Origin of the sequence: Parazoarcus communis (assembly GCF_003111665.1) — a bacterium.
Lineage (GTDB): Bacteria > Pseudomonadota > Gammaproteobacteria > Burkholderiales > Rhodocyclaceae > Parazoarcus > Parazoarcus communis_B.
Genome location: NZ_CP022188.1, coordinates 1,947,694 through 1,959,729 on the forward strand (window position 1 = coordinate 1,947,694; position 12,036 = coordinate 1,959,729).

The 12,036-nt window shown below is 60.2% G+C and carries 11 protein-coding genes and 1 pseudogene; 3 read left to right on the forward strand and 9 right to left on the reverse strand.

From position 1 onward, the window contains the following. Positions 1-146: 146 nt before the first annotated feature. The 4 genes from CEW87_RS23005 to CEW87_RS08895 form a co-directional block, all read right to left on the reverse strand. Entirely contained in the window at positions 147-1,277 is a 1,131-nt protein-coding gene (locus tag CEW87_RS23005) for a TniQ family protein (protein ID WP_108972359.1), read from the reverse strand. Next, entirely contained in the window at positions 1,235-2,125 is an 891-nt protein-coding gene (locus CEW87_RS08885; RefSeq protein WP_108972360.1) for a TniB family NTP-binding protein, read from the reverse strand. Before CEW87_RS08885 ends, CEW87_RS23005 begins: the two co-directional genes overlap by 43 nt. Then, on the reverse strand, positions 2,122-4,050 hold the full coding sequence (locus CEW87_RS08890; protein ID WP_108972361.1) for a Mu transposase C-terminal domain-containing protein: 1,929 nt from the start codon (positions 4,048-4,050) through the stop codon (positions 2,122-2,124). The genes CEW87_RS08885 and CEW87_RS08890 overlap by 4 nt, the downstream gene beginning before the upstream one ends. A gap of 77 nt (positions 4,051-4,127) precedes the next feature. After that, positions 4,128-4,682 (reverse strand): TnsA endonuclease N-terminal domain-containing protein, encoded by a 555-nt coding sequence (locus CEW87_RS08895; protein WP_199917155.1) that lies wholly within the window; start codon positions 4,680-4,682, stop codon positions 4,128-4,130. Positions 4,683-4,937: 255 nt separating this feature from the next. Here CEW87_RS08895 and CEW87_RS08900 point away from each other — a divergent pair. Then, a pseudogene (locus CEW87_RS08900) lies at positions 4,938-5,594 on the forward strand (ATP-binding protein); the annotation flags it as partial. Between the two features lie 38 nt (positions 5,595-5,632). Here the strand turns inward: CEW87_RS08900 and CEW87_RS22735 are convergent. Beyond that, entirely contained in the window at positions 5,633-5,965 is a 333-nt protein-coding gene (locus tag CEW87_RS22735; protein ID WP_234421708.1) for a hypothetical protein, read from the reverse strand. 163 nt (positions 5,966-6,128) lie between these two features. Here CEW87_RS22735 and CEW87_RS08910 point away from each other — a divergent pair, with 163 nt between their 5' ends. Both CEW87_RS08910 and CEW87_RS08915 read left to right on the forward strand, forming a co-directional pair. Then, entirely contained in the window at positions 6,129-7,316 is a 1,188-nt protein-coding gene (locus tag CEW87_RS08910) for a multidrug effflux MFS transporter (protein ID WP_108972364.1), read from the forward strand. Positions 7,317-7,397: 81 nt separating this feature from the next. Then, the gene (locus CEW87_RS08915; protein ID WP_108972365.1) at positions 7,398-8,930 is read left to right on the forward strand and encodes a choice-of-anchor I family protein; all 1,533 of its coding nucleotides are present in this window, start codon (positions 7,398-7,400) and stop codon (positions 8,928-8,930) included. A 21-nt stretch (positions 8,931-8,951) separates the two neighbouring features. Here the strand turns inward: CEW87_RS08915 and CEW87_RS08920 are convergent, their stop codons facing one another. The 4 genes from CEW87_RS08920 to CEW87_RS08935 all read right to left on the reverse strand — a co-directional run bounded on the left by CEW87_RS08920 (position 8,952) and on the right by CEW87_RS08935 (position 12,026). Next, positions 8,952-9,344 carry a rhodanese-like domain-containing protein gene (locus CEW87_RS08920; RefSeq protein WP_108950445.1) on the reverse strand — a complete coding sequence of 131 codons (393 nt, stop codon included), beginning with the start codon at positions 9,342-9,344 and terminating at the stop codon, positions 8,952-8,954. Between the two features lie 93 nt (positions 9,345-9,437). Next, a complete protein-coding gene (locus CEW87_RS08925) occupies positions 9,438-10,172 on the reverse strand; it encodes an ABC transporter ATP-binding protein (protein WP_108977068.1) in 735 nt (244 codons plus the stop codon). Continuing rightward, positions 10,162-10,935: an ABC transporter ATP-binding protein gene (locus CEW87_RS08930; RefSeq protein ID WP_108972366.1), complete on the reverse strand. Its 774-nt coding sequence runs from the start codon at positions 10,933-10,935 to the stop codon at positions 10,162-10,164. The genes CEW87_RS08925 and CEW87_RS08930 overlap by 11 nt, the downstream gene beginning before the upstream one ends. Next, positions 10,932-12,026: an ABC transporter permease subunit gene (locus CEW87_RS08935; RefSeq protein ID WP_108950447.1), complete on the reverse strand. Its 1,095-nt coding sequence runs from the start codon at positions 12,024-12,026 to the stop codon at positions 10,932-10,934. Before CEW87_RS08935 ends, CEW87_RS08930 begins: the two co-directional genes overlap by 4 nt. Positions 12,027-12,036 lie beyond the last annotated feature (10 nt).

The following is a 12,036-nucleotide window of genomic DNA, read 5'->3' on the forward strand; positions in this document are numbered from 1 at the left end:
AGCAATGAAGCCGCAAGCGGGGCAAATTCGTTTCTTGAAAACTCGTGCGTAGCATGTAGAGCAGTAACGATGGCCGTTGCGGACACGGCTGGCCTTCGACATTGCCCGACCGCATTCGTCGCAGCACTGGAGTGGGTGATCTGTACTCATCGAGAGGCTGCGTTCATTCTACGTAGCAAGCGAGCATGCATCCTCATGACTGTCTGCTTCGACCGTGGAGCACCAGATTTGTCTCGGGCTGGATAGCTGCCGATGCCGATCTGCCCGGGCAATGATTCGAGCAGCGTTAATACTGAGGCAGGAACGGGCTGCTTGGTGTGATGGAGGTAGCCTCTCGTGAGCAGTGCTGCATGTGTCGCTGCACGGAAACCTTCTGGTCCTGCTGAAAGAAGCCTCCACAACGCAGAGAGGAGTTGCATTCGTTCGCCTACCGGCAGAAGCTCCAGTGGTAATCCGGTTGCCGGCGGATTCAGCTGCACGGAGTTGATCCCAAGCTCACGTATGAGAGCGCGTAGCTTGCCGGATTGCGTGAGACTTGCCTTACGCAGAATCGTTAAAAAATAGCGTGATAGCTCAAACCAGTCAGCCGGTGAAAGCTGGGTGGTGCCGTAGACTCCTACCCCTGTTGTCAAAACGTCATCAGCGGTATTCTGAAAAGTGAGTGCGCTCTCCACGACCGGGAGTGTATCGACCTGGCGCAAATCCGAAACGCAAGTCGCACAGCGGGCAAGGTGCCCGTCTTCGGCTGATAACCGATGGGGTTCGAGTGGTGCGTGGCAATGAGTGCACCTGTCCGCTAAAAGCACGCCGTGTTTAACGCAGCCTGTGTGCCATGCCAAGCGCCACTGTCGCCGGAAGTATGGCTTCCCGTCTTCCTTCAGGCAGATGGGGCAGTATTGAAGGCCACCGTGACGCATGCGGTTTCTCGTGCCTTGTGCGAGTATCCACGGCCAAATTGCATAAGATTCAAGCGGCCCTCGTGCGATTGTTGCAGCAGTTGTGCGAAGGCTGGTGGTATGCAGCGTCGAAGTATCAATACCGGATACGCTTGCCAATGCGTCAACCTGGGCTTTGCTTAAGCCACGATCAGGATCTCTCGCCCATACACGCCAGCTCGGCCAAATACTCCCGGTCAACACCAGCGGATCGCAGCCTTGGGTGAGTGCGGCCCTTGCCAGCCAAGACGACAACAGTTCGTCTGGCTGCAAGGCAACAGGCAGCGCCCACCCCTCGTTCACGAGAGCATTTCTCGTATGCCGCGGGTGGGGCGTACCCACGCTTTGCCTTGGATTACGGGCTTGTCAATGATCTCCCTCCCTGTTTTGATCGCATCCTGAGCGCATTCAACAAGAAGGCGATGCAGATTACCGATGTTACCCTCAGAGATGGCATGCAGAAGGGCAGCAAGTTCAGGCTGATGCAATCGCGACGGATTTTTCAGAGGGCATACCTTCTCGAAACCGGCGAGAAGTCGTTGGAAATCTTGGTTGAGTTCCCATACCGGCAGGCTGATCACGTCGAAACGGCTCGCATGCTGTGGGTCAGTGTGTAGAACGCGAACAGCTTCACGAGTGCCAACCCCAACGATGGGGATGGCAAGTTCGTTACAAAGGAGCTTGATGGAATTCATGACCTCCCGTTGCTTGATTGCCGAACCCGTCAGCAATGAGTGAAACTCATCAATGATGAGCATCTTGACATGACACGCCCGGAACAAGTGTATGACCTGGTAGCGCAACTTGGACACCGGATCAGTTGCCCGGTAGTGCGTAAAGAAGCGTTCTAGGATGGAGATGTAGAGGCCCTTTTCGTCCGCGCTCGGCGGCGCTTCGGCAAGAATGATGGGTTTCACTGGTTCAGCGTCTTCATTGACGTAGCCCTGTCCGCACACATCCTGGAAACGACGAACGACCGTAGTTTTTCCGTTGTTTGGATCGCCGACAAGTAGCAGATTAGGCATCCGGGGACGGACAGGTTTATGCAGAAGGCCTTGAAGCGTTTCAAGCACTTGCTGTGCGCTCTTGTATCCTATCCAGCGAGGCTCATCCAGAAAGGCGATCCGCTCAGCATCGGAAAGCGACATGATGTGACGAAAATCCGAGTGGATGTGATCGTAATCGCTCATGCAATATCTCCGAAGGTGTCAATGTCGCCATCCACGAGACCGGCAAACGCCTGTACTGAAGACTGCGTTGGTGAAGGTTGTTTCGGGGGCAGAGGCACGGCAGGTGAGATGTTCTTCTCGTGCTCCTTGCGCCGTTGGGCCTGGCGCCGAGCCCGTTTAGTTTTCTCCTTGGCGTCTTCCACTTGGGAGCGCAGCTCCGTGATTGCGCGCAGGAGAGCAAATTCATTGATGCTCTTCAGCCCTTCACGCTTGAGCTTCTCTCGTGCCTGCTCGTACTCCCAGATACTCATGGCGGGCAGCGCCTGATCACTGAACGGGATCTTGAAATACTGCTTGAGCGTTGGATCAAAAAACCAGATTGTGCTGATGTCCCTGGGATCGCGGCGAAACACGAGGTCCAATTTCTTTCCGGTTTCTGAGTCCGTGGAATTGATCCATGGCCGTAAAGCTTCGGCGTAGTAGGTCACCCCGTCAATCGTGACGCCGAAGGTTTGCACTGTGCGACGAAAGGCAGGAAGAAAGTCCAAGAGGACCGTCAGCCGGTCGGTAGGTTTGGGTGGCACCCCGATACCCTGTACCTCGGCGTTGCCAAAAATGCCTATTTCCCATTTTTTCAGTGGCGTCATCCCTATGGCGGAATGTAGGCGTTGATGATAAAACTTGCTTATTAGTGTCACCAGCCAAGTCTCGAACTCGGACTTCGTCATGGCTGCATGCTTCTCCGCATCGTAGCCGTCGCGCTCTTTGATCGAAGAGAATGTGGTGCCCGGAAGGCCATGAATCTCGCGTAGTAGCGTCCCGAGCATTCGCTCGATGTGGCCACCGTACTGCGGTTGCTTGACCGGACGAAACTCCAGGTTGATTCCGTAGGCAAGGCAAGACTGCTGAAAATTGTTCGACCGGAAATCTGCACCATTGTCGACATGAATGGTGCGCGGTTTACCCCAAACAGGCCACTGAGCGTCGACCGTATGAAGTAGCAGCCAGTCATCCTTGGGTAGCATTGAGTGGGCGACGCACATGGCGACGGATGTCTCAGAGGGTGGGTCAAACGAGAGGTAATATCCGGTCACAATGCGCGTGTTTATGTCCATCGCCAGCGTAATCCACGGGCGACCGATGGGCTTGCGGAACACGTCATCCACTAGGATGATGTCGGCGGGAGTGTGGTCAATCTGCACGACTGCCAGTGGATAGTCGGCGTTCGGAAAGCGTCCGGCCGCTGGCAAAAACTTGTTTTTGGCCTTCTCTTTGAATCCTCTACCTCTTAGTCGCTCCTTTTCAGACAGCTTCGTGATGCGTGAACGAATCGTCATGTGATTCGGTGCTTGGATACCTCTTTCGGCACATCGACGCTGAACTTCTTGTATGGTCTTTTTCGCAGTGGGGCGCTGGACCGTGAGATAGTAGTCCCTGATCGTCTCTTCGATGACCTGTTCAGCATGGGGTGGTATCCGGCTTTTTCCTTCTAGCCAGCCACGCTTTTTTGGGATCAGTGCGGTGACCGAACCGTAGGCGTTGTAACGCTTCAACCAGCGATAGAGCGTCGACGGGTCGATGTTGCAGGCCTTCGCTTGTCGCTCAACTTCGTCACGCCCCCATAGGGTTTTGCCAACTAGCGGACTGATCGCAGCGAATCGTTGCTGAGCGATTCGCCAGTCATCATCGGCGATTTCCGCTAGATCTTGATTTACGGCCAGTTTGGGGTCGGCATCGTCTTGCAGGCAGCGCAGATCGCCGATCAGCAGAGGGACGCTGCGCCCCGTTTCCACTTCCACGCCAATGACAGACTCAAAGTCCAGCACCTGGGTGACACGGTAGATCGTTTCGCCCCGTTGTACGAATGCGCCTACCTCAATATTGACCGATTTTCGGTTGGGAGCGAACGCCTCGTTGGGTAGTTCAAAGTCGTCACATTCGTCCATTTTTGTTCCTGAAGTGCAGTGATCTGTCGATTTTTCGCGTCTTTACCGTGCTCACCAAACCAAAAGTGGCCTATGGTTTAGTCGATATCAGGAAGCCAGACCTCTGTGAAGTTGTTGAGCGGTCGGTTGATATCGCAGTCCAGTTTCCGGACGGCAAGCAAGTGCCAGAGATGCGCTAGCCCTTCAGCTCGGTAAAGTCCCATGAAATGCCGAGCAATGAGATAGTCGATAGTCGAAGCTCCCATCTCACGCAGGTTATCAATGATCCACTGACTCTCTTGAGGTGGAAATTGCATGCGTTTGTAGGGCTCAAGGAATCGGATGTTGTCGAGCGCCTGATCACGGATCCTTGATTCGTCGCGGATGTGGAATTCCCACCCCTGTTCTTGAGCGTAGCGCCATGCGGCCTTCCATTTAGGAAGCCACTCACGCCAGTGCTTGCGCCAAGCAACGGCTGGTTTGACTTCGACCAGAACCGGCTTGGGGTATTGGTTATAGGAACGATCCCCAAGTCGGTAGTAAACGAGGAAGTCTGGCGTATAGGTGTAGCGATTGCCGTTTGCCGCAGTGAAGGGAACCTCAACGGGTTGCGGGATCACGTCCAGCACTGACAAGAAAAATTCGGTGCGCATCAGGAAGTCACGCTCAAGCGTGGATTCAAACGCTACAGACGACTCACCGCGAAAAGCGTAGTGCCCAGAAACGCTACGGCGAGTCGGTCGAATCTTGCGTGTTTGGCGGGGTAGAAGTATGTCGCAGCTATTGGTTGACAAAATGAACCTCGTCGCAGTTATTACTAGTATTTCCGTCGCAATAATTGTTACCTAAACCGGCAAACTTATTGGAGCACGGCTGGGATCGTCGCACATATTTCTATATCTTACAGAGGCGCGATTCCGCAACCCGGCGAGGTGTCCCTGGCGCATCACGGTGTGCTGTTTCTCGACGAACTGCCCGAGTTCGATCGCAGGGTGCTCGAGTCGCTGCGCGAGCCGCTCGAAACCGGACATGTCACGGTCTCGCGCGCGCGCCGGCGGGCCGAATTTCCCGCACGCTTCCAGCTCGTCGCGGCAATGAACCCCTGTCCCTGCGGTTATTCAGGCCATCCGACCCGGGCCTGCACCTGCACGCCGACGCAGATCTCCCGCTACCGCGCGCGCCTTTCCGGTCCGCTGCTCGATCGTATCGATCTGGTGGTCGAGGTGCCGGCGGTGTCCTACGAGGACCTTGCCGAAGGCGCCCGCGGCGAGTCGAGTGCAGCTGTCCGCGCCCGGGTGCTTCGGGCACGAGCGTTGCAAGTCGAGCGCCAGGGCATGCCGAACGCCGCGCTTGCGCCGGCGCAGGTGGACGCCTGTTGCGTGCCTGACGCGGCGGGGGCGGCCCTGCTGGCACAGGCCATGAGCCGGCTCAATCTGTCGGCACGTGCCTATCACCGGGTACTGCGGGTTGCGCGCACGCTCGCCGACCTGAATGAAGTCGCGCAGCCCGGCGCCGCGCACATGGCAGAAGCCATTCAGTACCGGCGGGGGCTGGCTTCGCACTGAGCGCGGAGGCTGTCCGCCCGGGACCCGGCGCCGCGTTTCTATCGGTTCTCCAGATAACGGCGCCAGCTGCCGAAATGGCTGATGTCGGTTGCGCCCTCGATGCCGCTGGGCTCACAGATGAAGCCGGTTTCCTGACGACCGTCGGCGAGCGTGACCTTGCCGAGTCCGAGCGGGGCGGGGATGCCCGCCAGGAAGGTGCCCAGTTCTGCAGCAGGCAGCTCCCAGACTTCGACTTCGATGGCCTGCATCAGCGCATGGGCGCGGAAGCGCAGCACCAGGTCGAGTTCGGGCGGGCCGACTTCGAGCGGTACATGAGTGTCGCCCGAGACGCGCGCGACCAGCCGGGTGTCGTCGCTGCCGATGTCGAGCACGATGGGTGAGACCAGATCAATCTGACGCGAAGAGGGTAGTCCCCGCGTATCATGACGCCTTCCCGTACGGTGCCCCGTGTGCTGAAAGGGCGTTGCGCAGGCGTTCCGTTCTGCCTGCCCCTGAGCCCTGCGATTGGCCGATCATCGAATAACGACAATCTCAATGCCCTCAAGCTCCCCCTGGCTGGCCTGGGTACTGGCCGCACTTGCCGCGATCGGCCCGTTTGCCATCGACACCTACCTTCCGGCCTTCCCGCAGATGGCGGAGTCGCTCGGTGCGACGCAGGTCCAGGTCCAGCAGACCTTGACCGCCTACATGGCCACCTTCGCCTTCATGGTGTTGTGGCACGGCGCGCTGGCGGACCGCTTCGGGCGGCGGCGGGTACTGATCTGGGCGACAGCCCTGTTTGCGGTCGCGTCGCTGTTGTGTGCCGTCGCCCCGAGCATCGAGTGGCTGTGGGCAGGGCGCGCGGTTCAGGGGCTGTGCGGTGGCGCCGGCATGGTCGTGGGGCGGGCGGTGATTCGCGATATTCACGAAGGCCCGCAGGCTCAGCGCCTGATGTCGCAGGTGATGATGATCTTCGGCATCGCGCCCGCAATTGCACCATTGATTGGTGGTCTCCTGCTCGCGGTGGCCGACTGGCGCGCCATCTTCGTCTTCCTCGCCTTCTTCGGTGTGGCGCTGAGTGTGCTCACTTTGCGCTATCTGCCCGAAACCCTGTCCGAGGAGGCGCGCCAACCGCTGCATCCGGCTTCGCTCGTTCGCGCCTATCGTGGCGTGCTGAGCAATACTGACTTCCTGCTGCTCGTATTTTCGGTGGCGCTGATGTTCAACGGTTTCTTCATTTACGTGCTGTCGGCGCCGGTGTTCGTGATGACGCACCTCGGGCTCGGACCGCAGGACTTCGCCTGGCTCTTCGTGCCCGTGGTCGTAGGGATGATGTTCGGCTCCGGCCTGTCCGGGCGGGTGGCCGGGCACTGGTCGCCCACGCGCGCGATTGCGGTCGGTTTCGCCATCATGCTCGGCGCGGCTGCGGGCAGCGTGCTGCTTGCCGCAAGCGAACCCGCGCAGCGCCTGTTGCTGGTTCTTCCCATTTCGATCTATGGCGTGGGCATGGCACTGGCGATGCCCAGCATGAGCATTCTTGCGCTCGACCTGTTTCCGCAACGGCGCGGGATGGCCTCCAGCTGCCAGAGCTTCGTACAGGTCGGCATGAATGCGTGCACGGCAGGGGTGCTTGGGCCGCTGCTGTGGAAGTCACCGGTGACGCTGGCCGCCGGCATGTGCATGTTCGCTGCACTGGCCCTGATCGGCTTTCTGACCTGGCGCCGCCGGTCGCTGTCTGTGTGACTGTTATCTCCCTGTAATGCGCCGTGACGATACTCGCAGGCTGACTGCGAGTGCGGTGACAGAAACGACAGGGAGATTCGAATGCGTACATCAATTCGTGCCGCGCTGCTGTGCGCCGGCCTCGTATCCATGCCCGCGCTGGCGGCGCCGGCCGTATTGTGGGAAAAGGTCTGGTCCTACGATCATGCGGCTGGCAATGCCGCAGGGCAGAAGGCCGAGATTCCGGCCTATGACCCGCTCAACGATACCTTGTGGGTGGCAGGTGTTACCGGTGTCGATGTACTCAACGCCCGCACCGGTAGCCTGATCCAGCACATCGATCTCTCCGCGCTGGGCGACGTCAATAGCGTGGCGATCAGGAATGGCGTGGCTGCGGTCGCGATTGCCGCGCCCGATCACACCCAGCCCGGCGTCGTGCAACTCTTCAACAGCAACACCTTTGCCGCCGCCGAGCGTATTCAGGTCGGCGCGCTGCCTGACATGGTGACCTTCACCCCTGACGGCTCGCGTCTCCTTGTCGCCAACGAGGGTGAGCGCGCAGTGATGACCGACCCGAGCTCGGCAGACCCGGCCGGCAGCGTGAGCGTCGTCGACATGAGCAGCCGCACGGTCGTCGCCACTGCGGGCTTCGCGGGTGTGGCTGGCAGTGACAGCGTGCGGCTGTTTCCCGGCAAGACGGCCGCCGTCGATCTCGAGCCCGAGTACATCGCGGTTTCGGCCGATGGCAGCAAGGCCTATGTGAGCCTGCAGGAAGCCAACGCGGTGGGCATTCTCGATCTTGCAACGAACACCTTCACCGAGGTCAAGAGCCTCGGCACCAAGGATTACAGCCTGCCGGGCCAGGGGATCGACCCCTCGGACAAGGACGGCAGCATCGCGGTGCGCAACGTGCCGGTCAAGGGCATGTACATGCCCGACACCATTGCCACTTATGTCGCGGGCGGGCAGACCTATCTGGTGACGGCGAACGAGGGCGACACGCGTGACGAGGACGTGCGCATCAAGGACAAGAGTGTGAAGCTCGACCCCACCATTTTTCCGGATGCGGCCGAGCTGAAGAAGGACGAGAACCTCGGTCGTCTCACCATCTCGCCGTTCGACGGGCTCAACGCCAACGGCGAGCATGAAGCGCTGTACTCATACGGCAGTCGCTCGTTCTCGATCCGCGACGCCAATGGCAATCTGGTGTTCGACAGTGGTGACGATTTCGAGCGTCTGCTCGGCGAGCGTTTTCCGGACATCTTCGACGACGGTCGCAGCGACAACAAGGGCCCGGAGCCCGAAGGGCTGGCCTTGATGGATATTGGCGGCCGGATGCTGGCCTTCATCGGCTTTGAACGTACGCTGGAAAAGCTGGCAACCGCAGTGATTGCGATCTACGACATCACCGACCCGCTGCAGTCCCGGTTCCTTGACTTCATCGTCAGTCCGGGCGACCTGGCGCCGGAAGGGCTGGTCGCCTTCAGCCGCGATGGCGGCTATTTCCTGGCGGTGTCGAGTGAAGGCTCGGATACCACCTCGTTGTTCCGCATCAATCTGGTGCCGGAGCCGGGCGGCGTCGCGCTGGTGCTGACTGCGCTGGGCCTGCTCGGGGTGATTCGGCGCAAGCGCTGAAGCCTGCGCGCTGCGTCCCCCTCAGCACTGCTGCCAGGGCAGGCCGTCGAAACGCCAGCCGTTCACCGCGTTGCGGTGATGGCTGTCGTCGAGTTCGCCCTCGAAACCGTGGCTGACATTGAATACATTGGAAAAGCCGGCCTCGATCAGCGCGTTGCCTGCCGCCTCCGAACGGTTTCCGCTGCGGCAGATCAGCACGACCGGGCGTTCTCCGCCATGTCCGGCAAGCTTCTTTACCTCGCCGACAAAGTGCGGGTTGATCTCCCAGTCGGGACCATCATTCCACGAGACATGGATGGCACCCACCGGATGACCGACGAAGAGGAATTCGATCTCGCTGCGCACATCGATCAGCAGCGCTTGCGGGTCGGCCTGCAGCAGGGCGAAGGCTTCTTTGGGGCTGAGGTGTTTCATTCGAATCTGTCTCCTTTAGCGGAGAATTATATTCGGTTGTTCGAATGAAGCGGGTGGCGAGCGGGACGTGTCCTGCACGTCCCGCAGCGTCCGTCAGGCGGCTTCGCCGAGATAGGCTGCGCGCACCTTGGGGTCGGCCAGCAGTTCGTCACCGCTGCCGGTAAGGGTGATCTTGCCCGATTCCATCACGTATCCGCGCTGTGAAAACTCGAGCGCCAGGTTGGCGTTCTGCTCCACCAGCAGGATGGTGACGCCTTCCTTGGCGACCGACTGCACGACTTCGAAGATCTTTTCCACCACCAGCGGCGCGAGACCCATCGAGGGTTCGTCGAGCAGCAGCAGCTTTGGGCGCGACAGCAGGGCGCGGCCGATGGCCACCATCTGCTGCTCGCCACCGGACAGCGTGCCCGCGACCTGCTCCAGGCGCTCCTTGACCCGCGGCAGCATGGTGTAGACCTTTTCCAGGTCGGCCTCGATGCCGTCGTTGTCCTTGCGGCTGTAGGCGCCCATGCGCAGATTCTCTTCCACCGTCAGGCGGGTGAAGATGCCACGGCCCTCGGGCACCAGCGCGATGCCCTGGCGCAGGCGCTTGTGCGCAGGCAGGGAATTGATTGACGCGTCGTTGTACAGGATGTCGCCGCCTTCAAGCGGGAGCAGACCGGCAATTGCGTTCAGGGTGGTGGTCTTGCCGGCGCCGTTGGCACCGATCAGGCACACCAGTTCGCCCTTGGCCAGCTCGAGATCGATGCCTTTTACCGCGTGAATTCCGCCGTAGGCAATCTGCAGGTTCTTCAGCTGGAGCAGGGGTGAGGAGGGCTTATGCTGCATGCTTGCCACCCCCCAGGTAGGCGTTGATCACGGCTTCGTTCCTTTGTACTTCGGCAGGCACGTCTTCGGCGATCTTGCGTCCGAAGTCGAGCACCGCGACACGGTCGCACAGCCCCATCACCAGCTTCACGTCGTGTTCGATCAGCATCACGGTGACCCCGTCATGGCGGATCTGCTCGATCAGCACCTTGAGCTGCGCGGTTTCGGTGGCGTTCATGCCTGCCGCGGGTTCGTCCAGCGCCAGCAGTTGCGGCTCGGTGGCCAGGGCGCGGGCAATCTCGAGTCGGCGCTGGTCGCCGTAAGAGAGGTTCTTTGACACGGTTTGCGAAAAGCGCTCGATGCCGACGTACTTGAGCATCTCGTAGGCACGCTCGGTGGTGAGGCGCTCTTCCTCGCGGGTGAAGCGGTTCTGCGTCAGGATGCCCCACACGCCCGCCTTGGTGCGGATGTGGTGGCCGGCCATGACGTTCTCGAGTGCGGTGAGATCGCGGAACAGGCGAATGTTCTGAAAGGTGCGGGCAATGCCGCGGCCGACGATCTTGTGCGGCTTGCCCGAAGGCAGTTCGCTGCCGTTGAACACGAATTCGCCGCCATCGGGAATGTATGAGCCGGTCAGCACGTTGAAGAAGGTGGTCTTGCCCGCACCGTTGGGGCCGATCAGGCCGTAGACCTCACCCTTGCGGATGGTCAGCGAAACATCGGTGAGCGCCTGCAGACCGCCAAAGCGCTTGCCCACATTGCGGGCGTCTAGCAGCGTAATCATTGGGTGTCCCGGTGCAGGTTTTCGGGGTGGGCGTAACGTGCGCGGGCCGGAATCAGACCGGACGGGCGCAGCAGCATCATCAGGATCATGGCAAGGGAAAGCAGCAGCATGCGAAGGACTTCAGGGTCGAGCAGGACGTGGCCGAACAGCGTCTGCTGCAGCGGCACGGCGACGTCACGCAGGATCTCGGGCAGCAGGGCGAGCGCGAAGGCGCCGACGATGGCGCCGGCAATGTTGCCCATGCCGCCGAACACCACCATGGTCAGCACCGCGATGGATTCCATCAGCGAGAAGGACTCCGGCGACACGAAGCCCTGGAAAGCACCGAACAGACAGCCGGCCACACCGCCGAAGGTGGCGCCAAGCGAGAAGGCGAGCAGCTTCATGTTGCGGGTGTTGATGCCGATGGCCTTGGCCGCGAGCTCGTCATCGCGCATCGCAGCCCAGGCACGACCGACGCGCGAAATCTGCAGGCGCTGGACGAAGATGATCGAGCCCACCACGCAGGCGAGGAAGAAGTAGTAGTAGAGGTAGAGCGAGTGGATGGAAATGTCTTCGGTGACCTGCAGGTTGCGGGCCAGATCCCAGCCGAACAGGTTGATCGAATCAAGCCCGTTGATGCCTTGCGGCCCGTTGGTGATGTTGATCGGGTAGTTCAGGTTGTTCATGAAGATGCGGATGATCTCGCCGAAGCCGAGCGTGACGATGGCGAGATAGTCTCCTCGTAATCGCAAAACCGGAAAGCCCAGCATGATGCCCGCCATCCCCGCAAAGGCCGCGCCCAGCGGCAGCACGATCCAGAACGGCAGGTGCAGATCGAAGTGCGGCGAGGCAAGGAAGGCAAAGGTATAGGCGCCGACCGCATAGAACGCGATGTAGCCGAGGTCGAGCAGGCCGGCAAAACCCACCACCAGGTTGAGGCCGAGCGCCAGCATCATGTAGAGCAGGGCGAAGTCGAGAATGCGTACCCAGCTGCGGCCGAACTGCATGGCGATGATGGGGGCGGCGATGGCGATGATGATGATGAGCCAGCGTGCGGCCATCGGGTTGCGTTTGCCCAGCCAGGGCACCGCGGAGACGAGTTCGTTCATGTTTGCATGC

Coding starts and splice junctions, on each gene's coding strand:
- CEW87_RS08915 (WP_108972365.1), top strand. CDS start 7,398: ATGCGTACATCAATTCGTGCCGCGCTGCTGTGCGCCGGCCTCGTATCC.
- CEW87_RS08925 (WP_108977068.1), bottom strand. CDS start 10,172: ATGCAGCATAAGCCCTCCTCACCCCTGCTCCAGCTGAAGAACCTGCAG.
- CEW87_RS08895 (WP_199917155.1), bottom strand. CDS start 4,682: ATGCGCACCGAATTTTTCTTGTCAGTGCTGGACGTGATCCCGCAACCC.
- CEW87_RS08885 (WP_108972360.1), bottom strand. CDS start 2,125: ATGAGCGATTACGATCACATCCACTCGGATTTTCGTCACATCATGTCG.
- CEW87_RS08935 (WP_108950447.1), bottom strand. CDS start 12,026: ATGAACGAACTCGTCTCCGCGGTGCCCTGGCTGGGCAAACGCAACCCG.
- CEW87_RS08890 (WP_108972361.1), bottom strand. CDS start 4,050: ATGGACGAATGTGACGACTTTGAACTACCCAACGAGGCGTTCGCTCCC.
- CEW87_RS08920 (WP_108950445.1), bottom strand. CDS start 9,344: ATGAAACACCTCAGCCCCAAAGAAGCCTTCGCCCTGCTGCAGGCCGAC.
- CEW87_RS08930 (WP_108972366.1), bottom strand. CDS start 10,935: ATGATTACGCTGCTAGACGCCCGCAATGTGGGCAAGCGCTTTGGCGGT.
- CEW87_RS08910 (WP_108972364.1), top strand. CDS start 6,129: ATGCCCTCAAGCTCCCCCTGGCTGGCCTGGGTACTGGCCGCACTTGCC.